At 72.1% G+C, this 20,227-nt stretch carries 21 protein-coding genes; 4 read left to right on the forward strand and 17 right to left on the reverse strand.

Features of this window, described 5'->3' with window-relative positions:
• Positions 1-79: 79 nt before the first annotated feature.
• The gene (locus ACIOC1_RS08135; RefSeq protein WP_355347900.1) at positions 80-841 is read right to left on the reverse strand and encodes an isoprenyl transferase; all 762 of its coding nucleotides are present in this window, start codon (positions 839-841) and stop codon (positions 80-82) included.
• A gap of 112 nt (positions 842-953) precedes the next feature.
• Here ACIOC1_RS08135 and mgrA point away from each other — a divergent pair, with 112 nt between their 5' ends.
• Positions 954-1,997, forward strand: coding sequence for an L-glyceraldehyde 3-phosphate reductase (mgrA, locus tag ACIOC1_RS08140; RefSeq protein WP_355347898.1), 1,044 nt, complete (start codon positions 954-956; stop codon positions 1,995-1,997).
• 348 nt (positions 1,998-2,345) lie between these two features.
• On the opposite strand, the gene ACIOC1_RS08145 is transcribed toward mgrA, so the two are convergent.
• Positions 2,346-3,083, reverse strand: coding sequence for a prepilin peptidase (locus ACIOC1_RS08145; protein ID WP_401852657.1), 738 nt, complete (start codon positions 3,081-3,083; stop codon positions 2,346-2,348).
• Positions 3,084-3,171: 88 nt separating this feature from the next.
• On the opposite strand from ACIOC1_RS08145, the gene ACIOC1_RS08150 reads away from it, so the two are divergent.
• Entirely contained in the window at positions 3,172-3,543 is a 372-nt protein-coding gene (locus ACIOC1_RS08150) for a DUF192 domain-containing protein (protein WP_401852660.1), read from the forward strand.
• Here ACIOC1_RS08150 and ACIOC1_RS08155 read toward each other — a convergent pair.
• From ACIOC1_RS08155 to ACIOC1_RS08210, 12 genes are all read right to left on the reverse strand, one after another.
• Positions 3,540-4,055, reverse strand: a complete 516-nt coding sequence (locus tag ACIOC1_RS08155) for a hypothetical protein (RefSeq protein ID WP_391049173.1) — start codon at positions 4,053-4,055, stop codon at positions 3,540-3,542. The two genes, ACIOC1_RS08150 and ACIOC1_RS08155, sit on opposite strands and share 4 nt — an antisense overlap.
• A gap of 544 nt (positions 4,056-4,599) precedes the next feature.
• A complete protein-coding gene (locus ACIOC1_RS08160) occupies positions 4,600-5,220 on the reverse strand; it encodes an OmpA family protein (RefSeq protein WP_355347883.1) in 621 nt (206 codons plus the stop codon).
• Between the two features lie 80 nt (positions 5,221-5,300).
• Complete coding sequence (locus ACIOC1_RS08165; RefSeq protein WP_401852662.1) at positions 5,301-5,888, reverse strand: hypothetical protein; 588 nt, start codon at positions 5,886-5,888, stop codon at positions 5,301-5,303.
• Positions 5,889-5,919: 31 nt separating this feature from the next.
• The gene (locus ACIOC1_RS08170) at positions 5,920-6,483 is read right to left on the reverse strand and encodes a pilus assembly protein TadG-related protein (protein WP_401852797.1); all 564 of its coding nucleotides are present in this window, start codon (positions 6,481-6,483) and stop codon (positions 5,920-5,922) included.
• Positions 6,484-6,512: 29 nt separating this feature from the next.
• Positions 6,513-6,773: a hypothetical protein gene (locus ACIOC1_RS08175; protein WP_401312917.1), complete on the reverse strand. Its 261-nt coding sequence runs from the start codon at positions 6,771-6,773 to the stop codon at positions 6,513-6,515.
• A 436-nt stretch (positions 6,774-7,209) separates the two neighbouring features.
• Complete coding sequence (locus ACIOC1_RS08180; protein ID WP_355347874.1) at positions 7,210-8,112, reverse strand: DUF5936 domain-containing protein; 903 nt, start codon at positions 8,110-8,112, stop codon at positions 7,210-7,212.
• Between the two features lie 55 nt (positions 8,113-8,167).
• Positions 8,168-9,124 (reverse strand): type II secretion system F family protein, encoded by a 957-nt coding sequence (locus tag ACIOC1_RS08185; protein ID WP_401852798.1) that lies wholly within the window; start codon positions 9,122-9,124, stop codon positions 8,168-8,170.
• A gap of 59 nt (positions 9,125-9,183) precedes the next feature.
• The gene (locus tag ACIOC1_RS08190; protein WP_355347872.1) at positions 9,184-10,518 is read right to left on the reverse strand and encodes a CpaF family protein; all 1,335 of its coding nucleotides are present in this window, start codon (positions 10,516-10,518) and stop codon (positions 9,184-9,186) included.
• Entirely contained in the window at positions 10,515-10,865 is a 351-nt protein-coding gene (locus tag ACIOC1_RS08195) for a TadE/TadG family type IV pilus assembly protein (protein WP_355347869.1), read from the reverse strand. Before ACIOC1_RS08195 ends, ACIOC1_RS08190 begins: the two co-directional genes overlap by 4 nt.
• A gap of 137 nt (positions 10,866-11,002) precedes the next feature.
• Positions 11,003-12,571, reverse strand: coding sequence for a CpaE family protein (locus tag ACIOC1_RS08200; RefSeq protein WP_401852666.1), 1,569 nt, complete (start codon positions 12,569-12,571; stop codon positions 11,003-11,005).
• A complete protein-coding gene (gene cpaB, locus ACIOC1_RS08205) occupies positions 12,568-13,290 on the reverse strand; it encodes a Flp pilus assembly protein CpaB (RefSeq protein WP_355347863.1) in 723 nt (240 codons plus the stop codon). The genes ACIOC1_RS08200 and cpaB overlap by 4 nt, the downstream gene beginning before the upstream one ends.
• A gap of 12 nt (positions 13,291-13,302) precedes the next feature.
• Complete coding sequence (locus ACIOC1_RS08210) at positions 13,303-14,151, reverse strand: hypothetical protein (RefSeq protein WP_355347860.1); 849 nt, start codon at positions 14,149-14,151, stop codon at positions 13,303-13,305.
• A gap of 389 nt (positions 14,152-14,540) precedes the next feature.
• On the opposite strand from ACIOC1_RS08210, the gene ACIOC1_RS08215 reads away from it, so the two are divergent.
• The gene (locus tag ACIOC1_RS08215; protein WP_391049374.1) at positions 14,541-16,037 is read left to right on the forward strand and encodes a glycosyl hydrolase family 18 protein; all 1,497 of its coding nucleotides are present in this window, start codon (positions 14,541-14,543) and stop codon (positions 16,035-16,037) included.
• A gap of 110 nt (positions 16,038-16,147) precedes the next feature.
• On the opposite strand, the gene ACIOC1_RS08220 is transcribed toward ACIOC1_RS08215, so the two are convergent.
• Genes ACIOC1_RS08220 through ACIOC1_RS08230 form a run of 3 tightly spaced genes read right to left on the reverse strand, consistent with a single transcriptional unit; the run spans position 16,148 to position 18,455 of the window.
• A complete protein-coding gene (locus tag ACIOC1_RS08220; protein ID WP_355347857.1) occupies positions 16,148-16,558 on the reverse strand; it encodes a RidA family protein in 411 nt (136 codons plus the stop codon).
• Complete coding sequence (locus tag ACIOC1_RS08225) at positions 16,555-17,385, reverse strand: IclR family transcriptional regulator (RefSeq protein WP_401852670.1); 831 nt, start codon at positions 17,383-17,385, stop codon at positions 16,555-16,557. Before ACIOC1_RS08225 ends, ACIOC1_RS08220 begins: the two co-directional genes overlap by 4 nt.
• Positions 17,382-18,455, reverse strand: a complete 1,074-nt coding sequence (locus ACIOC1_RS08230) for a sugar kinase (protein ID WP_401852673.1) — start codon at positions 18,453-18,455, stop codon at positions 17,382-17,384. The genes ACIOC1_RS08225 and ACIOC1_RS08230 overlap by 4 nt, the downstream gene beginning before the upstream one ends.
• Positions 18,456-18,602: 147 nt before the next feature.
• Between ACIOC1_RS08230 and ACIOC1_RS08235 the strand changes: the two genes are divergently transcribed.
• A complete protein-coding gene (locus ACIOC1_RS08235; RefSeq protein ID WP_401852680.1) occupies positions 18,603-19,967 on the forward strand; it encodes an alanine racemase in 1,365 nt (454 codons plus the stop codon).
• Positions 19,968-20,227 lie beyond the last annotated feature (260 nt).

The raw sequence follows: 20,227 nt of genomic DNA on the forward strand, positions 1-20,227 counted from the left end.
CCCCCGTACGGCCCACACCGCGCCCCGCGCGGCAGGGGCTTCACGGGGTCTTCCGTACCGGCGCGCCGGTACGGAGTCGTCAGGTGCCGTAGCGCCGGTGCCTGGCCGCGTAGTCGCGCAGCGCCCGCAGGAAGTCCACCTTGCGGAAGGCGGGCCAGAAGACCTCGCAGAAGTAGTACTCCGAGTGGGCGCTCTGCCAGAGCATGAAGCCGGACAGCCGCTGCTCCCCCGAGGTGCGGATCACCAGATCCGGGTCGGGCTGGCCGCGCGTGTAGAGGTGCTCCGAGATGTGCTCGACGTCCAGGATCTCGGCCAGGTCCTCGATGGTGGTGCCGCGCCCCGCGTGCTCGTGCAGCAGCGACCGTACGGCGTCGGCGATCTCCTGCCGGCCGCCGTAGCCCACCGCCACGTTCACCAGCAGGCCGCCGAGCGCGTGCGTCTCCTGCTCGGCCTCCTTGAGCACCGACTGGGTGTGCGCGGGCAGCAGGTCCATGGTGCCCACGTGGTGCACGCGCCAGCGGCCGGTCGCGGCCAGTTCACGCACCGCGTCCTCGATGATGCCCAGCAGCGGCACCAACTGGTCGGCGGGGCGGTCCAGATTGTCGGTGGACAGCAGCCACAGCGTGACCACCTCGACACCGGTCTCCTCGCACCAGCCGAGCATTTCGGAGATCTTGTCGGCCCCGGCCCTGTGCCCCTGCTCGGGGCTGCCGCCGGACGCCTTGGCCCAGCGCCGGTTGCCGTCAAGGATCACGCCGATGTGCTTGGGGCCCTGCGCCACGTCCAGCCGGCGTTCCACCCTGCGGGAGTACAGCCCGTACACCAGGTCGCGCAGATTCATCGCACACCAGCCCCTCCTGGGCCTGTCGCCCGGCGGCCACACTACTGCGCACAAGGGCTCGCGGACGAACCGGGGAGGCGGGGCCGACACCCCCGCGTGATAAGCAGAGACCGTGAATATTCGTTCCCTTTACCGCGCCTCCGACGAGCGCTACGACTCGATGGAGTACCGCAGGACCGGCCGCAGCGGCCTCAAGCTCCCCGCCGTCTCCCTGGGTCTGTGGCACAACTTCGGCGACGACCGCACCCTGGACTCCCAGCGCGCCATCCTGCGCCGCGCGTTCGACCTCGGCGTCACGCACTTCGACCTCGCCAACAACTACGGCCCGCCGTACGGCGCCGCCGAGGCCAACTTCGGCACCCTCTTCGCCCAGGACTTCCGGCCCTACCGCGACGAACTGGTCATCTCCACCAAGGCGGGCTACGACATGTGGCCGGGACCGTACGGGGAATGGGGCTCGCGCAAGTACCTGCTGTCCTCCCTCGACCAGTCCCTGTCCCGCATGGGCCTCGACTACGTCGACATCTTCTACTCCCACCGCTTCGACCCCGACACGCCCCTCGAAGAGACGATGGGCGCGCTGGCGACCGCCGTCCAGCAGGGCAAGGCGCTCTACGTCGGCATCTCCTCGTACGGTCCCGACCGTACGCGGGAGGCCGCGCGCATCCTGCGCGAGCTGGGGGTGCCCGCGCTGATCCACCAGCCCTCGTACTCCATGATCAACCGGTGGATCGAGGACGAGGGTCTGCTGGACGTCCTGGAGGAGGAGGGCATGGGCTGCATCGGCTTCGTGCCGCTCGCCCAGGGGCTGCTGACCGACCGTTACCTCGGCGGCATCCCCGAGGGCTCGCGGGCCGCCCAGGGCAAGTCCCTCAACCCCGGCCTCGTCAACGACGAGACCATCGGCCGGCTGCGCGCCCTCAACGACATCGCCGCCGCGCGCGGCCAGTCGCTCGCCCAGCTCGCCCTGTCCTGGGTCCTGCGCGACCCCCGCGTCACCTCCGCCCTCATCGGCGCCTCCTCCGTCGCCCAGCTCGAGGCCAACGTCGCCGCCGTCGGCGCCGCCCCCCTCACCGCCGAGGAGCTCTCCTCCATCGACGCGCACGCGGTGGAGCCGGAGGGGGTCAACCTCTGGTCGGTCAGCAGCGAGGCCTAGCCTGCGGCTCGCTTCCGTTTAAAGGGGGTGCCCCCTTTCGCCCCTCACCGGGCGGAGGGGGGCACCCCCTTTCTTTCGGGGCTCGGGCCCCGGGCCCGCGGCTGCGCCGGGCGGTACGCCGCGTTTTCAGGGGCGCGGGGAACTGCGCGGCCGGCCACGGCGATGGCTGCGGGTCACCACCGGGCCCGGAGGGGCAGTTCGGTGGTCTCCCGACCATTGGGCAGGTGGGGGCTGAGCGCGCAGTTCCCCGCGCCCCTGAAAAGCCTGGCCTTGCGCAGGGCGAGCGCGCAGTTCCCCGCGCCCCTGGGGGGGGGCATCGTCTTGCGGAGGGCGGGGTCTGAGGGGGGCTCAGGGGGTGAGCAGGAGGGCGGTGAGGGTGCCGAGGAGCATGAAGGGCCCGAACGGCAGTGGGGTCTTGCGGGTGGCGCGCCGAGTGGCGATGAGGGCGAGGCCGATGACGGCGCCGAGGGCGAAGCCGAGAAACGTGCCGGTGAAGACGGTGGGCCAGCCGTACCAGCCGAGGGCTAGGCCGAGGGTGGGGGCGAGTTTGACGTCGCCGAAGCCCATGCCGGCGGGGTTGATGAGGAAGAGGAGCAGGTAGACGAAGCCGACGGCGAGGGCGCCGAACAGGGCGCGCGGCCAGGAGCCCCGGTGATCGGGGAGCAGGGCGGCGAGACCGAGCAGCGCGGCGGTGCCGAGGAAGGCGGGGAAGGTGAGGACGTCCGGGAGCCGGAAGACCTTGAGGTCGACGCGGCCGAGGACGAGGCCGAGCGGCACCAGCAGGAGCCAGACGACGAGTTCGGGGTGGGCGCCCACCCTGGCGGCCAGTCCGGCGCAGGCGAGCGCGCACGCGAGGGCGAGGACGACGGCGGGCCCGTAGGAGCCGTAGGAGCCGCGCTCGGCGCAGCGCGGGCAGCGCGCCGGTCCGAGCCAGCCGCGTATGCCCTCGGGCAGCGGGTGACCCTCGGGGCAGTGCGCCGCCCACGGCTCACCTGAGGGGACGGCCAACCGGTAGGCGGCGCGCGGCAGCGACAGGCCGCTGACGATTCCCCACACGGCGGCGGCCACGATCGGATAGACATGCACCGGGCCGACCGTACACGGCCGCCGCGGACCCGTAACGGGGCCCGTACCGCGTCACCTGCCGCCTGATCGAGCACCCCGGGGAGTGGCCATGCGCCGACGTTGGCGAGACGGTGACGGCACGCTGCGGACGCCCGACGCCGAGGTGCCGCTGCGGGTCGCCGCGTCGTACCGGGCGCGGACCCGCGGGCTGCTCGGCCTGGACGGGATCGAGGGCGCCCTGCTGCTGACCCCGGCCTCCAGCGTGCACACCGTACGGATGCGGTTTCCGATCGACGTCGCCTATCTGGACCGCCGGCTGCGCGTCCTGGCCGTGCGTACGATGCCGCCCGGCCGCGTCGGCCGCCCCCGGCTGCTGGCCCGGCACGTCCTGGAGGCGGAGGCGGGCGCACTGGCGCGGTGGGGGGTGCGCAAGGGGGTCCGGCTGGAGGCGGACGTGGGCGAGCGGCCGGACAGGCCCTAGCGGTTCGGGTCGGTGGCGAATTCAATGCTGTTGATGATCCGGCGCAGCAGCATCGGGTCGGCCGCGCCGTCGGCCGTCCAGGCGCGGACGGTGACCGGGTGGCCCTCGTAGTCGTGCAGGCGGACCTCGACGCGGGCGGCGGGGCGGCCGTCGGGGGCGGCCTGGACGTAGCTGAGGACCTGGCCGGGCTGGCCGTCGAAGTCCAGCGACTCCTTGCGGGCGGTGGCGAGGGCGGTGGCCGTCGCCTTGTCGGGGGGACCGCCGGCGCCCGGATTGGCGCTGACGGCGACCTCGGCGTCCGTACGGCCGTCAGGGCCGCGCAGCACCGCCCCGCCGCGCACGTCCTGCCAGGTCTTGGGGACCGCGACCGCCAGCGGGTCGGCCCGCAGATAGCGCCAGCCGTCCGGGGCTCCGGCGCCGACCGAGCAGGCGGAGAGGGTGGCCAGGACCAGGCAGGTCAGGGCGGCGCCGGTGAGCGAATACCGGCGGCTTTTCGCCGTTTTGTTCCGCATGCGGGCAATCTACGATGCGGCGGCCCGCATCTCCTTGATAGGCATGCGGAATGCCCGCGACCTCTTCCGCCCGTTCCACCCACGAGATCGGCCGCCTCCGCGACCTGCCCACCGACGACTCGCTGTGCCGCTGGGCGGCGCAGGACCTGAGCGCGGGCCGGGCCTTCGTCCGCGGCGCGGCGGTCGCGGTGGCGGCGCCGAACCTGTCGCTGCTCGACCGGCTCGCGGGCCGTTCACGGCACCGCCGCGCTGATCGTCGACGACTCCAACGCCCCGGCGCTGCGGCTCTACCGCGGCTTGGGGCTGGCCTACCGGCCGCTGCGGGCGGCGGGGGTGGAGACGGGCTGAGGGGGGCGTTCGCGGGGGCCCTGCGGGCGGGCTATGGGGGCCGCGCGCGTGCGGTGCCAGGTGCGGTGCGGGCGCGAGCGCGGGTGCGGGTGCGGGTGCGGGAAAAGAAAAACGGGCCGGTTCGCAGGGGGGGGAGAGCGAACCGGCCCGAGGGGGGGAGTTACACCGTACCGCGTCAGAGCGACCGCTCAGCACGTTACGCGGCAGGTGGCGTGAAAGTGATCTCGACGCGGCGATTCTGACTCCGTCCGGTTTCGGACGAATTGTCGGCAATTGGGTAGTCCTCGCCGTACCCACGGACCTGAAACGTGTGGGACGGGTCACCGGCGCTGCCCATTTCCGTTGCCAGGACTTGGTAAACGGCGTCGGCGCGTTGCTTCGAGAGCACCATGCCGTGCTCGGAGCTGCCGAGATTGTCCGTGAACCCGAACACCCGGATGGGTGACGTCACATGGCGTGCGGTGATGTCGTCCGCGATGGCCTGGATCCGCGAGGTCGCCGTGGGCGACAGCACGGCGCTGTCCTTCTTGAACAGCACCTCCGACTGGAGCGCGTAGGTGACCGTCGAGTTCGACGTCTCCTGCCGCTGCTCCGGCTGGCTCGCCTTCGTCGACGACTCGTCCGTCACGGACACGATGTCCAGCACCTTCGCCGGCGCCAGCGTCGAGCCCTCCGGCAGCCTGAGTCCTGGCGAGGTCGGGTCGATCCGCACGGGGGCCGTCGGCGTGCTGTCACCGGCCGTGGGCGGCGGATTCGTGTCGGCCACGGCCGCGGTCCCCCCGGCCACCGTCCCGGCGGCCAGCACGAGCACGATCACCACACCCGCGGACAGGGCGGCCCGCTGACCTCCGGCGCGGGATGCCGCCCCGGGCGGCGACGCGTTGCGCTTCATCGTCCTCACCCCTCCGAGATCGTGATCTTCGCGGGCGGCATCGTCGGCAGCTCGAACGACACTTGGGTGGTGGCTTCCGGCGGGGCGGGGAACTGCGCGAAGAAGGGGCGGGATTCCTTGGGCTGGATGCTGACGAGACCCATCGTGCACAGGCAGCGGCCGTCGGTGTCCCGCAGCACGTAGTAGCGCTTCTTGCCCGCCTCGTCGACAAGGACGGCGCCGGCCACGGAAGCGCCGGAGTGGGACAGCGCGGTCTCCGACCCCACCCACAGGTTGGCGGTGAACCCGGAAGTGCCGTTGTTGGTGACGACACCCTCCACGGTCACGAATCCACCGGAGTCCCGGGTCGCCGAGTTGATGGTCACCACCATGTCCTTCTCGCCCTTGATCTGAGCCAGAACCTCGGTGGGAGTCGCGGAAGGCGTGTCGTCGCCGCCTCCGCTGCTGCCGCTTGTCTTCGGCGCGCCGGCCGACGTGGACGGCTTGTCACCGCCCTTGTCGCCACCGCCGCCTCCGCCACCGCATCCGGCCAGCGTGATGGCGGCACCGGCGGCGAACGCCACCGCAATCGTCGCCCTGCGCCCGTATCGCATCGTTCCCCGTTCCCTCATCGCTCGGCCGCCGTCACTTGCTCAAGTGGACGGTGTAGAAGGTCGACAGGTCCAGCACGAAGCCGCCCGCCGTCGGATCGACCGTCACATGGTCGCCGTTGCAGATGAATCCGATCGCGTTGCCGTCCTTGTCGCCAAGTCCGCAGCGCGGTTCGACCACCGCGGTGGCGGTGGCCTTGGCGTGCTTGGCCTCGGTGCCGTCGATCACGGAGGTGCCCACCGTGCCCAACGTCGTGACCGAGACGGTGTATCCCTGGAGCCCCGACGCCCGGCCGCAGCCGTCCGGGGCGTCCACGGCGGCGTTGTTCTCTCCGGCGTAGGCAGAAGCGGCGGCACACGCCTCCGCGTCGTGCTGACCCAAATTCTGCAGAAGCAGACCGAGTTGGACCAGGTCACCGGACCGCAGTGCGCTCAGGAAGGCGTCGTGAGCCGCGTCGCGATCCGCACGGGCGGCGGCGAGAGCCGCCGAATCCGCCGCTGTCTGTGCGGAATTGCGGACGACAGCGGCCTGACCCACAGCGAAGAACGCGAAGCCGAGGAAGAACAGCGCGGCCATGGCGACGATGTAGATCCCCAGCGTCTGACCACGGTCGTCGCCGAGGACGCCTACTTGCCGTTTCCACCGACGATCTTGTCGATCATGCCGGTGATCCCGTTCTTGACGGCGTTTCCGATGTCCGTCGTCCCCGCCAGCACTCCGATGATCACCGCGATCACCACCGCGATCCCGAGATACTCGAACGACGTCTGACCCCTGTCGGCCGACCCGTCCGCCGACCGGTCGGCGATCCGGGCCGCGAGTCTGTCCGTGCGGTCGCGCAGCCAGATCTCGGTGTCCGTGTAGCGCCGGACTACCCACCTGTTCATCATCGTTCGCCCCATTCTTCGTCACCTGACGGATGCGTGCGACGGCCGCGTTCCACCTGTCGGGGTAGGTGTCCACGGCGCACCGCCTCTCGCTGGTCGTGTTGCCGTCCGCAGCGGATCGGTTCTGATTGCAGGTGCAAATATGGTTGCGAATGCAAAGGTACACCCGAACCTCGGACATCCGCAGCCCGTTCTGCGCCAATTGGCGCTTACAGCATGCCGGTTGATCACACTGTGTGGCCAGCGGATCACGGTAATCGCCAGGTCATCAACCGCTCATCTCCGGTCATCGGCCGCCATCTCCGCTCATCGTCACCGGTCACGCGCCCGCCGCGTCCGGCGGCCACGACCGTCATCCGCCCGGTCGTCCGCGCCGACACCCGACCCGGCGCCCGCCCCATCACCCGACCCGACGTACGAACCGTCACCCGCCCCGTCATCCGCCGCTGCCGAAGGTGTCGCCGAACTGGATGTGGGAGCCCATGATCGTGCCGGTGATCAGCAGGATCATGGTCGCCGGGACGAGGATGGTGGTGATGACGCCGGTGGCGCGCGGGACCATGCGGGCGGCGCGGCGGCGGGCGTTCTGGGCCTCGGTGCGGCGCATGTCGTTGGCGATCTGGAGGAGGGTGCGGGCGATCGGGGCGCCCAGTTCCTCGCCCTGCTGGAGGGCGGTGACGAACTGGCCGACCTGGTCGCTGCGGTTGCGCCTGCGGAGCTGGTCGAAGGCGTCGCGGCGGCTGACGCCGACGTCCATCTGACGCAGGGCGACCCGGATCTCGTCCGACCAGGGGCCCTGGTACACGGCGTTGACACGCTCCAGGGCCTGGCGGAAGCCGAGGCCAGCGCTGACGACGACGGCGAGGACGTCGAGGAAGTCGGGGAGGGTGCGTTCGATGTCGTCGCGGCGGCGGCGGACGGCCAGCCAGATGCCGAGGTCGGCCCACCACCAGGCGTACGCGGCGAGCAACAGGGCCAGGATCCAGTGCCCTTGGACGAGCAGCAGCAGGGCCGCGAAGCCGCCGAGGCCGCCGTAGACGGCGCGGCGGGCGGCGTAGCGCTCGACGGTGAGGCCGTGCGGGTGGCCCGCGTGGTCGATCCGGGCGCGCATTTTGGCGATCCGGGCCGGGCCCATCATCCGCATCACCATCGGCGCCCAGCGGATGCCGATCCGGTCGATGGCGTTGCCGGTACGGGTCGTCCGGGTCCTTCCGACTTCCAGCGCGAGGGCCAGGTCGTCGGGGAGCTTCACGTCGGCGCGCAGGAGTGCGACGGCGTGGACGACGCCGACGACGCCCGCGGCGACGACCGCCGCCAGGACGAGGCCGATCAGGAGCATCGGGAATTCCCTCCGGTCACCGGCCGGTTGCCGCGTGAGGTGTGCACGGTCGCGGTCATACGTCGATCCTCGACATCCGGCGGATCAGCGCGAAGCCGACCACGTACAGGCCCAGCGCGACCAGGACGCAGATCCGGCCGACGGTGGAGCCGGTCATGGCGCTGAGCGAGCCCGGCATGATCTGGTTGAGGAGCAGCAGGGAGCCGATGCCGATGACCGGGACCGCGTAGGCGGTGACGGTGACCTGGGACATCTGGGTGCGGATCTCGCGCCGGGTCTCCTTGCGCTCCTCCAGGGTGACCGTGAGGTTGCGCAGCGACTCGACGACGGAGCCGCCCGCGCGGCTGGAGAGCACCAGCGTGGAGACCAGCACGACCAACTCGCGGCTGGGCAGCCGCTGTTGCAGCTCGGCCAGCGCGTCCTCGATGGAGTGGCCCACCGCCATCGCGTCCGCGACCTGCTTCAGCTCCTCGCCCGCGGGCGCGTCCAGCTCCTCCGCCGCCATGGAGACGGCGGTGCGCAGGGCGAGCCCGGCCTGGGTGGCGTTGGCCAGGACGCGTGCGAGTTCGGGGAGTTGGGCGATGAAGCGCTCGGTACGGACGCGGCGGCGCCACTCCAGGAAGCTGTACGCGGACCAGCCCGCGATGAGTGCGGCTATCGGCCCGAAGAAGGGGGCGAGGACCGCCGCGGCGAGCACCCATGCGACGAGGACGACGCCGACCGCGGCAGCGGTGAACTGACCTGGCGTCAAGTTGGCCCCGGTGGCGGCCAGTCGGGCCGCGAGGCGCTGGCCCCAGGCGTAGCGGCGTACGCGGCGGTCGAGTCCGGCGAAGGCCGATTCGCGGGGGCCGCCGCCGAAGTCGCCGGCGAGCCGGTCGACGAGCGCGGCCCGGTCGGCCCTGCCGCCGCGCCAGGCGTGGCCGCCCCACACGGCCAGTGCGAGGGCGAGCACGCTGACGCCGAGGACGAGCAGCGGGTACGGTCCCGAGGCGAATCCGGGGCTCGCTGCCAGGTGTGGGTGACCGCTGCCGGGCGGGGCCGCGACCGCCGTCAACTCTTGCGGAACGGCGGTCACTTCGCCTCCCTGCTGTCGAGTTCGAGTTCGCTCGCGCCGATGCCGAAGGCGGCGGGTACGTGTTCCCCGGACAGGTAGAGCCGCTCGGCGATCTCGCGCGGGACGGGCCGGTGTTCGTACCAGCCGCGGACGATGCGGTCGACGCCGAGTGGTTCCGCGCGGAAGCGGGTCGCGGAGGTGAGGCGGAAGACGTCACGGCCGCGGGAGGACAGGACGGCGATCTCGCCGATCCTGCGGGTGCCGTCGATGTGGCGGTTGAGCTGGACGAGGACGTCCACGGCGCTGTTGATCTGGTCGCGCAGCGCCTCGAAGGGGATCTTGACCTCGCTCATCGACGCGAGCGTCTGGAGCCTGAGCACCGCGTCCTCGGCGGAGTTGGCGTGCACGGTGGCCAGTGAGCCGTCGTGTCCTGTGGACATCGCCTGGAGCATGTCGAGGGTCTCGCCGCCGCGGACCTCACCGACGATGATCCGGTCGGGGCGCATCCGCAGGGAGTTGCGTACGAGGTCGCGAATCGTGATCCGGCCCTCGCCCTCGACGTTGGGCGGGCGCGACTCCAGCCGGATCACATGCTCCTGCTGGAGCTGGAGTTCGGCCGCGTCCTCGACCGTGATGATCCGCTCGCCGTCGGGGATCAGCCCGGACAACGCGTTGAGCAGCGTGGTCTTGCCCGAGCCCGTACCGCCGCTGACGATGATGTTGCACTTCGCGCGCACGAACGACGAGAGCAGCAACAGCATGTGCTCGTCCAGCGTCCCGAGAGCGATCAGCTCCTGGAGCGTGTACGCGCGCGGGAAGCGGCGGATGGTGAGCGTGGGCCCGGTCAGCGACAGCGGCGGGATGATGACGTTGACGCGCTCGCCCGACGGCAGCCGGGCGTCGACCATCGGATTCGACTCGTCCACACGGCGGTTGACCGTGGAGACGATCCGCTCGATGGTCTGGAGGAGCTGTTCCGCCGACGAGAAGCGGGCGGCGACCGCCTCGACCCGGCCGCCGCGCTCGACGTAGATCTTGTCGGGGCCGTTGACCATGATCTCGGTGACGGTGGGGTCTTCGAGCAGCGGTTCCAGGATGCCGAGGCCGAGCGCCTCGTCCACCACGCGGCGGATCAGCGCGGCGCGTTCCGCCGTGGACAGCACCGGGCCCTCGCGGCTGATGATGTGGCCGAGCACCCGTTCCAGCCGGGCCCTGCGCTCGCCCGGCGCGAGCGCCGACATCTCCGCGAGGTCGATCTCCTGGAGCAGTTTCGCGCGGTAGACGGCCACCATGTGGCCTTCCTGCGTCTGCGGGGTCGCCTCTTCGACGGCGAGGCGGGCACGGAGGCTCATCGTGTCGTGTCCTCCTTCGGCATGGTGGCGGAGCGCTTCACGGGGTCGAAGAAACTGACGCCCGGCAGGACGGACGGGACCTTCACCGTGGCCTGCGCGGTCACGGTCGTCGTGTCGGACGTCGTGAACCGGATCGTCGCGGTCAGCCAGTCGCTCACCGCCGCCTGGCCGGCCTGCTGGCCGGCCGCCTCTCCCCCGTTCGGGCCCGCCTGCGCGGCGGTCCTGGCCGCCGTACGGGCCGCCGTGCCGGCCTGTTCGCCGCAGTACGCGACGAGGCCGAGTTGGATGCCCGCGAGGGCGATCAGGAGCAGGAACGGGAGCATTCCGAGGTATTCGAGCGATGCCACTCCCCGGTCCCGGGCGGGCCCGCGGTGCCTCTCGGGGGCGCCGCCCCCGAACCCGCGCCGGGAGGGCCCCGAAGGGGCGCGGGGAACCGCGCGCACGGCGGAGGTACGGGCTGCGGGAGCCCGGCGGCGGGAGCGCTTCATCGCTTGGCCGTTTCGTCCAGCGTCTTCGCGTGGCCCGAGATGGGGACGAAGTCGCCGATGCCGGGGATGAGGAGGGGCATTTTGAGGGTGACGGTCGCCGAGACGGTGCCGTCCGCGCGGCTGACCGAGGTGTCGCCTGGCCCCCACGCGCTGGGAAGGTCGCTGCTCGCGGCGGCGGAGGCGTCGGAACCCACCGCCGCGGCCCGGGCCGCCTGATCGGCGGCGTTGCCCGCGAGCGTGAAGGTGTAACCGGCCAGCACCGCCTGCCAGATGAGCAGCAGGGTGATGAGGATGATCGGCGTCATGCCGAGGGTTTCGAGGGTGACCTGGCCCCGGTCGCCGCGTTCGGACCGCTCGCGGCGCTGCTTCTTCCCGCGTGCGGCGGGCAGCGTCGCGCCGCTGACCAAACCCAACTCCCCTGCCAGTGCCCAGATTCCGGCCTTGACGGTGGAGCGGGCGTCGAGGTCCTGGAGGCGGCCGGCGTCGATGACGGCCTGGAGTTCGCGGAATCCGGCGGGGATGACGGAGGTCGCCATGCGGGTGCCGGTGATGCGGCCGATCAGCGACGGCTGGATCTCGGTGCCGCGGGTGTGGCGGTTGACGACGGCGGTGGTGTCCTGGGGCTTGCGGATCTGGAGCCGGTCCCACATGCGGACCATGCGCTTGGCTGCGCGCACGGCGATGACGTCGGGCGTGAGCACGAGGACGGCGGCGTCGGCGACCTCGACGGCGACGGCGTTGGCGCTGGTCATCTGGGTGCCGCAGTCCACGACGACGACTTCGTAGCGCTGCCGGAGCGCGGCGAGGACGAGGCGGGCCGAGCGGTCGGTGACGTCCTCGCCGCGTTCGCCGTCGGCGGGGGCGAGCAGCAGGGCGGGGCCGGACTCGTGGACGTACATGGCGTCGTGCAGGACCCGGGAGGAGACGTCCGCGATGTCGGCGAGGTCGGCGATGGAGCGGCGGAACTGGACGTCGAGGTAGGACGCGATGTCGCCGCCCTGGAGGTCGAGGTCGACCAGGGCGGTGGAGCGGCCCGACGCGTGCGCGGCGAGGGCGAGTTGGACGGCGGTGACGGTGGTCCCGACGCCGCCCTTGGCCCCGGCGACGGCGATGAGGGTGCCGCCCGCGACGGCGGGCAGGGCGCGCTGCGGGCCGAGGTGTCTGCGGACGCCGGCCGACCAGGTGGCGGCGGCTTCGACGCGGGCACCCAACTCGTCGTAGGAGAGCGGGAATCCGACGACGCCTCGGGCGCCGGAGTCCATGGCGGCGGCGAGCACGGCGGGGCTGGGGTCGGCGGTGAGCAGGACGACGCCGATGGCGGGGAAGCGCAGGGCGACGTCGCGGATGAGGTCGAGCGCGGGCATCGGTCCGATGCCCTCCTGCACGATGACGACCTCGGGCAGTTCGTCGATCCCGGCCTCGGCGGCGCGCGTGAGGGTTTCGAGCAGCGTCGTGGAGTCGCCGAGCGCGGGTGCCGGTTCCGCGCCGGGCAGTTGGCCGAGCAGGCCGAGCAGGGCGCGCGCGGCGTCGGGGTCGGCGGTTCCGGCGAGGATGCGTACGGTCACGGCTTGCCTCCGGTGCCGCCGTCGCCGCTCAGGGTGTACGTGCGGTCGGTCTGCGAGGGTGCGGAGCTGTCACCTGGGGCGACGAGCGCGAGGCGTACGTGTTCCGCGAACGACTCGGCGTAGGCGACGCGTTGGGCGTCCCCGGCGTTGAGCGCGAAGGTGATCGGCACGCCTTCGGTGGACAGCCGCTGGGCGTTCTCGCTCTTGTCGAAGGCCTTGATCTCGCCGACGTCGATGACCTGCGCGCCGGACACGATGATCTTCGAGACGTCGGGGTCGGTGTCCTTGCGGCCCTGGAAGGTGGCGAAGATGTTGACCCGGGCGCCGGGGGTGATCTTGCCCGCCACGCCGGTCTCGGCGTCGATCATGATGGCGATCTCCATCTGTCCGGCCTGGAGTTCGGGCCGGGCGGCGACCATGTCGGACTGGAGCAGCGAGCCCTTGCGCAGCGGCACGGCGGCGATCTTGCCCTGGAGCTGGCCGAGATCGCGTACGGCGGTGTCCGGCAGCCAGCGCTTCGGTATCCGGATCCGGTGCACCTGGGACGCGGTCAGCGCCTGGTACGCCGGTACGTCGGCGCTGAGTTCGTACGCGGTGACCTTCGGTCCGACCTGTGACCGCGCGTCGCTGACGACGGCGAGCACTCCCGCGAAGGCGGCCACCGCGCAGATCACGGAGATCACGAGGAGGACGACACCACGACGCTGACGTGAGTTCATGTGCGGGCGGACCTATCGCTTGTGGGGTTCGAGTTGGGGGCGGCGCGGTGTCTCGACCTCGCGCCCCGGCCGGGCGGCGGCGTGCTTCGCCGGAGCCGTACGATCCCCCAGCCGTGTGGCGCAGAACAAGCACTGGTCACCGATGACTTCGAGCCCGCACCAGGTGCAGGTGTCGCGCCGTACCGAGGTGACGAGTTGGTAGAGCATGCCCACATCGGCGATGTAGGCGGTGAATTCGACCAGCCGGGACGTGCCCCACCAGCGTGGGGAGTCGGTCGGCAGCGGCACTTCGCGCAGGTGCTGGGCGCGCCAGCCGCTGGCGAGCGGTCCGGTGACCCAGGCGGGGTCGACGCCCTTGCCCGCGACGGCGAGCTGTGTCTGGTAGCCGGGTCCCGGCGGTACGGTGCCCGGTTCGGCCTCGGCCAGGTACGGCTCGGGGTGCGCGACGACGGCGAAGTGCCGTCCCGGCACGAGGGACTTGACGTGGGCGCCGACGCCGACCGGGACGCGGTCGAGCTTGGCGACGGAGCCGAGCAGCGCGCCGGAGTGCAGGTAGTACGTGAGCAGCCGGGCGGCGCCCGCGAGGACGCCGGGGCCGAGGTCGGTGCCGGAGAGCTGGCGCAGTTGCTCGGCGAGCAGGGCGATGGCCAGCGGGGGCAGCGGGCTGGGGACGATCGCTATCCGGTCGGCTTCGAGGGCGGACCGCACGGTGTGCATCCGGCGCCTGGCGGGGTCGGCCGGTTCGGCCGGTGCCAGGGCGATGAGGTGCCCGTACGTGTCGAGCGCGGTCGTGGTGCGCGTCAACTGCTCTTCCAGCGAGAGCGAGAGATCGTCAGAGGTGACGGTGATGACGCTCGGCATGCGGAACCTCCCCTCCTGCGCCCGGTGGTGGCCGGTACCTGGCGATTCGCGGTCGTCAGCTTATCGATGTGTAGCGGCTTGGGTGCGGAAAGTTGCGGATCGGAAGTGGTGAACGACAGGTGTCCGGCGGAGGTCTTGACAACCGAATTGGTCTGGACCAACTTTCTCCCTGTCATCTGTTTTCTGCATGCGCTTCACATTGCTCCGCACGTCGGCACTTCAGGTCACCCGTTCACGTCCGTACGTCATGTCATGCGCCACCGCACTCCCACTACCCCCCAACTCCTTGCCCCCAGGAGGCAGTCGTGGAACGTGCATCGCACGCGAATCAAGCGAGCCATGCCCAGCACAGATCAAAGCTCGTCCGCTCGACGTTCTTCCGCCGAGGCATCGCGGGGCTGAGCGCCGCCGCGGTGATCGGCACCGGTGTCGCGCTCGTCGACATGGGCAGCGCCAGCGCCGCGACCACCAACCTCGCCGCCAACCCCGGCTTCGAGAGCGGCCTTTCCGGCTGGACCTGCACCGCGGGCAGCGGCAGCACCGTCTCCAGCCCGGTGCACTCCGGCTCCGCCGCCCTCAAGGCCACCCCGACCAGCAGCGACACCGGCCAGTGTTCCCAGGTCGTCAGCGTGCAGCCCAACTCCCAGTACACGCTCAGCGGTTGGGTGCAGGGCTCGTACGTCTACCTGGGCGCGACCGGCACCGGCGGCACCGACCCGTCCACCTGGACGCCGTCGGCCTCCTCGTACCAGCAGCTCAGCGTCAGCTTCACCACCGGCGCGAACACCAAGTCCGTGACGATCTACACCCACGGCTGGTACGCGCAGCCCGCGTACTTCGCGGACGACATCTCGCTGTCGGGCCCCGGCGGTACGGGCACGACCCCGCCGACCACCCCGCCGACGACGCCTCCCACGACGCCTCCCACCACTCCCCCCACGACACCTCCCACCACCCCGCCCACGACGCCTCCCACCACGCCGCCGACCAGCCCGCCCACCAGCAGCATCCCCAAGCACGCGGTCACCGGCTACTGGCAGAACTTCAACAACGGCGCCACCGTGCAGACCATCGCGCAGGTGCAGAGCCAGTACGACATCATCGCCGTCGCCTTCGCGGACGCGACGACCACGCCCGGCGCGGTCTCGTTCACCCTCGACCCGGCGCTGAACTACAGCACCGCGCAGTTCAAGGCCGACATCGCCGCCAAGCAGGCCGCGGGCAAGAAGGTGATCATCTCCGTCGGCGGTCAGAACGGCACCATCTCGGTCCGTGACTCCGCCTCGGCCACCAACTTCGCTAACAGCGTCTACACGCTGATGCAGACGTACGGCTTCAACGGCGTCGACATCGACCTCGAGAACGGCATCGACACCACCTACATGCCGCAGGCGCTGCGCGCGCTGAGCGCCAAGGCGGGCTCGTCGCTCATCATCACGATGGCGCCGCAGACCATCGACATGCTCTCGGCGGGCAGTGACTACCTGGCCACGGCGCTGAAGATCAAGGACATCCTGACCGTCGTCAACACCCAGTACTACAACAGCGGTTCGATGAACGGCTGCGACGGCGGCGTCTACAGCCAGGGCACGGTGGACTTCATCACGACCCTGGCCTGCACCGCCATCCAGGCCGGGCTCTCCCCGTCCCAGGTCGGCATCGGCACCCCGGCGTCCACCAGCGCCGCGGGCTCCGGTTACGTCAGCCCGACCGTCGTCAACAACGCGCTCGACTGCCTCGCCAAGGGCACCGGGTGCGGGACCTTCCACCCGTCCACCACCTGGCCCACCATCCGCGGGGCCATGACCTGGTCCACCAACTGGGACGCCTCGGCGGGTAACGCCTGGTCCAACAGCGTCGGGGCCCACGTGCACGGCATGCCGTAACACGGAGTCCGCTCCAAGGGGGCGCCCCCTGTCCCGCACCCGCGGGACAGGGGGCGCCCCCGACGCGTTCCCCGCGCCCCGAAAGCTCTCCTCCCGCGCGGGAGGAGCCGTCACCCCAGGACGGCCAGGGCGTCGATTTCGATCAGCAGGCCGGCGGGGAGGCCGACGTAGATGGTGGTGCGGGCGGCGGGGGGCTCGACGAGGGAGGCGAAGAACTCGTTGTAGATGGCGTTGAGTTCGGCGAAGTGGTCCGTGTCCGTGAGGTAGACGCGGATCATGATGACGTCTTCCCAGGTGGCACCGCCCGCTTCGAGGACGGCCTGGACGTTGGCGAGGGTCTGGAGGGTCTGCTCGCGCAGGCCGGGGCCCGCGGGCGTCGGGGGCTGGCCCTCGACGGCCGGGAGGAAGCCGACCTGGCCGGCGACCTGGAGGAGATTCCCCTTGCGGACGCCGTGCGAGAACTTGGCGGGCGGCGCCGTGTGGGTGGCCGGGACGATCGCGGTCTTCTGGCCGTTGCTCATGCGGAGTTGTCCTTCACTGAATCTGGTGCGGGTACAGACGCGGATGCGGATGCGGATACGGGTACAGATGCGGATGCGGGCGCGGGCGCGCTTCCCGACAGGTCGCGGCTGACGGCCTCGGCCGTCCGCAGCAACAGCGGGCGCAGGCGCAGCAGTTCGTCGGCGGGGACGACGACATTGGGGGCCGAGAGCGACATGGCGGCGCAGACCCGGCCGTCGGGACCGCGCAGGGGCGCGCCCACGCAGTTGATGGACTCCTCGTGGCCGCCGAGGTCGGTGGCCCAGCCCTGTTCGCGGACGCGGGCCAGTTCGGCCAGGAACGCGGCGGCGTCGGGCGTGGACTTCGCGGTGTAGCGGGGGTACTCCAACTGCTCGGCCACCGAGCGCCGTTCGGGCTCGGGCAGGTCGGCCAGGAGCAGTTTGGCGACGGCCGCGACCGTGATGGCGACCGGGCGGCCGATCCGGGAGTACATCCGTACCGGATAGCGGCTCTCGACCTTGTCGATGTAGACGACCTCGCCCTGCTCGTACACCGCGAGGTGCACGGTGTGGCCGGTGCGTTCGTTGAGCGCGGCGAGGTGGGGGTGGGCGATGCCGCGGATGTCGAGGGTCTCGATGGCCTGCTGGGCGAGGGCGAACAGGCGGGCGCCGAGCCGGTAGCGCTGGTCCTGCTGCCGGTAGACCAGGCCGTGTTCGTGCAGGGTCCGCAGCAGCCGCAGCGCGGTGGACTTGTGGACGTCGAGCCGGGTGGCGACCTGTTCGAGCCCCGCCGGGCCCTCGGCCAGCAGCGGCAGGATGCTCAGCGCGCGGTCGACCGTCTGGCTCACCGCGGTCCCTCCTCCGTCGTCGTGGGCGCACGATCTCCGGACGCCGTCCACCCGGCGCCCAGCCGCAGTCTCCCCCATGCCGCGTCGTCCAGGGCGACCAGCGCGTCGGCGCGGGCGCGGCCGGGCGGCGTGCCGAGGTCGCCCGGCTCGGTCAGCGCGGCGGCGGCCAGCACATGGCCGTGCCTGACGCGGTCGCGTACGGGCAGGCCGCGCAGGGCCGCCGACAGGTACCCGGCGGCGAAGGCGTCGCCCGCGCCGACGTGCGCGACGACGTCGACCGCGAGGGCGGGGACGTGACGGCGTTCGTCGCCGTCGAAGACGGTCGCGCCCTCCTCGCCCTGCTTGACCACCAGCGTCCGCGGCTCGGGCAGCGCGGCCCGTACCGCGGCCGCGTCCGGCAGCCCCCAGGCGGCCTGCGCCTCGTCCTCGCCGACGAAGACGAGGTCGCAGCCGCGGGCGAGGTCGAGCGTGCGCCGGGGGTCGGCGTCGCGCCACAGCGCCGGGCGGTGGTTGACGTCGAAGGAGACCAGCGGGCGTCCCGGCGCGCGGCGGGTGAGGCCGCGCATCAGCTCCGCGCAGGTCGCGGAGAGCGCGGCGGTGATGCCGGTGAGGTGCAGCACCCGGCCGCTCCACGCGTCGGCGCGGGCGACGAGGTCGGGGGCGAGCGCGGAGGCGGCGGAACCGGCCCGGTAGTAGACGACCTCGGCCCGGTCGGCGGGGGCGTCCGTACCGACGGCGCGCTCGCCCGCCGTACGGAAGTACACGCCGGTGGGGCGGTGCGGGTCGCGCTGTACGGCGCTGACGTCGACCCCGGCCGCGGCGATGGTCTCCACGAGGTGGTCGCCGAAGCCGTCGGCGCCGACGCGGCTGATCCAGCGGGCGCGGTGGCCGGTGCGGGCCAGGGTGCAGGCCACATTGGACTCGGCGCCGCCGATCGCGCGGTGGAAGGCGGGCACGTCGGCGAGGCGGCCGGGGCGGGAGGGGACGAAGGTGACCATGGACTCGCCGAGGCAGACGACGTCGAAGTCGGCGGCGCCGGGGGCGGCGCTCGGGCTCGTCGGTACGGTCACGGCGGTCACTCACTTCTGCGGGCCGCGGCGGGAGCGGCGGTGGCCTGGTGGGCAGGAGCACCGTTGACCAGGCACTCGCGGGGATGTTAGACAGCTTGCATCACTGTATGCAACGGCCGTTGCATATGTTGCAACTCGGGAGGTTCGATGACGGCGGACGTGGGCGGACACGGGGGCGGGGCCGGGGCCGGGGTCGGCACGGGAGCCGGTGCCGGAGCCGGTGCCGGTGCCGAGCGGGTGGCGGCGCTGGCGGCCGGGCTGCGCGAGGAGCGGGTCGACCACCGTTTCAAGGGGCTGCCGCCGGACGCCGAGGGGCTGACCGTCGGCGAGCTGGCCGACCAGCGCCGCGGCCTCTTCGACGGCGGCTTCACCACGCCCGTCCTCGTCCTGTCCCAGGCCGCCCTCGCGCACAACCTCGACCTGCTGGAGCGGTACACCGCCCAACACGGCCTGTCCTTCGCCCCGCACGGCAAGACGTCCATGGCCCCGCAGCTCTTCGCCGACCAACTCGCGCGCGGCGCCTGGGGGATCACCGTCGCCGTACCCCACCAGGCGCGCGTGTGCCGGGCGTTCGGGGTGCCGCGGATCTTCATCGCCAACGAGGTCGTCGACCCGGTGGCGCTGCGCTGGATCGGCGGTCAGCTCGACGCCGACCCCGGCCTCACCGTCGTCACGTACGTCGACTCCGTGCGCGGTGTCGAGCTGATGGACGCGGCGCTGCGGGACGCCGGGACGCGGCGGCGGCTGGACGTCGTGGTCGAGCTCGCGGGCGGCGAGGGCGCCAGGACCGGTGTCAGGACCGAGGACGAGTGCGCGGCCGTCGCGGCGGCCGTCGCCGCGACCGGCACGCTGCGGCTGACCGGCGTCGCCGGGTACGAGGGCGAGGTGCCGGACGCCGACCCCGGGCGGGTACGTGCCTGGCTGCGGCGGCTGGTCGCGCTCGCCGCCGCCCTTGACGCCGACGGGCTCTTCGGGGACGCCGAGCAGATCGTGGTCAGCGCCGGGGGCTCCGCCTGGTTCGACCTCGTCGCGGAGGTCTTCGCGGACGTGCCCGCGATGTCCCGGCCGGTCCTGAAGCTGCTGCGCTCCGGGGCGTACGTCACGCACGACGACGACCACTACCGGCGGCGCACGCCGTTCAACCGGGTCCCGGACGAGGGCGCCCTCGAACCGGCCTTCCGGCTCTGGGCCCAGGTCGTCTCCCGGCCCTCCCCCACCCAGGCGTTCCTCAACGCCGGGAAGCGCGACGCGCCGTACGATCTCGGGCTGCCGTCCGTCCAGACGGTTCGCGGCGCCGACGCCGGTCCGCGTCCGGCGCCGGACGGGCTCACCGTCACCGCCCTGTCCGACCAGCACACCTGGCTGGCCGTGCCCGCCTCCGACCCCCTCGCCGTCGGCGACTGGGTCGCCCTCGGCCTCTCCCACCCCTGCACCACCTTCGACAAGTGGCCCCTCATCCCGGTCACCGCCCCCGACGCCACCGTCCCCGCCTACATCCGCACCTTCTTCTAACCCACCCGCCCCCCATGTCCTCAATCGCCGGACGGGCTGAAAGGGGTGTGCCGCGGCCCGCGCCGGAAGCTGGGCCCGGACGGCCCGGACCGTCTGGCGCGGGTGGCGCGGCGCGGGCGCAGGCTTCGCCCCCCACCGGACGGGCTCGGCGGAGGCCGCCGGGATGGGCGGGAAGGCGGCTCGGGTCCGGACGGGACGACCGCCGGGTCCAAACCCTGGGCACGGGCGGCCGGTTGGGCGGGCGCGCCAGAAGCGCCGGA

It is taken from the genome of Streptomyces sp. NPDC088197, from assembly GCF_044741185.1.
Classification (GTDB): Bacteria; Actinomycetota; Actinomycetes; order Streptomycetales; family Streptomycetaceae; genus Actinacidiphila.

Coding starts and splice junctions, on each gene's coding strand:
- ACIOC1_RS08165 (WP_401852662.1), bottom strand. CDS start 5,888: ATGCGATACGGGCGCAGGGCGACGATTGCGGTGGCGTTCGCCGCCGGT.
- ACIOC1_RS08220 (WP_355347857.1), bottom strand. CDS start 16,558: ATGAGCAACGGCCAGAAGACCGCGATCGTCCCGGCCACCCACACGGCG.
- ACIOC1_RS08190 (WP_355347872.1), bottom strand. CDS start 10,518: ATGAGCCTCCGTGCCCGCCTCGCCGTCGAAGAGGCGACCCCGCAGACG.
- ACIOC1_RS08210 (WP_355347860.1), bottom strand. CDS start 14,151: ATGCCGAGCGTCATCACCGTCACCTCTGACGATCTCTCGCTCTCGCTG.
- ACIOC1_RS08155 (WP_391049173.1), bottom strand. CDS start 4,055: ATGCGGAACAAAACGGCGAAAAGCCGCCGGTATTCGCTCACCGGCGCC.
- ACIOC1_RS08235 (WP_401852680.1), top strand. CDS start 18,603: ATGACGGCGGACGTGGGCGGACACGGGGGCGGGGCCGGGGCCGGGGTC.
- ACIOC1_RS08135 (WP_355347900.1), bottom strand. CDS start 841: ATGAATCTGCGCGACCTGGTGTACGGGCTGTACTCCCGCAGGGTGGAA.
- ACIOC1_RS08180 (WP_355347874.1), bottom strand. CDS start 8,112: ATGCTCCTGATCGGCCTCGTCCTGGCGGCGGTCGTCGCCGCGGGCGTC.
- cpaB (WP_355347863.1), bottom strand. CDS start 13,290: ATGAACTCACGTCAGCGTCGTGGTGTCGTCCTCCTCGTGATCTCCGTG.
- ACIOC1_RS08150 (WP_401852660.1), top strand. CDS start 3,172: ATGCGCCGACGTTGGCGAGACGGTGACGGCACGCTGCGGACGCCCGAC.
- ACIOC1_RS08175 (WP_401312917.1), bottom strand. CDS start 6,773: ATGAACAGGTGGGTAGTCCGGCGCTACACGGACACCGAGATCTGGCTG.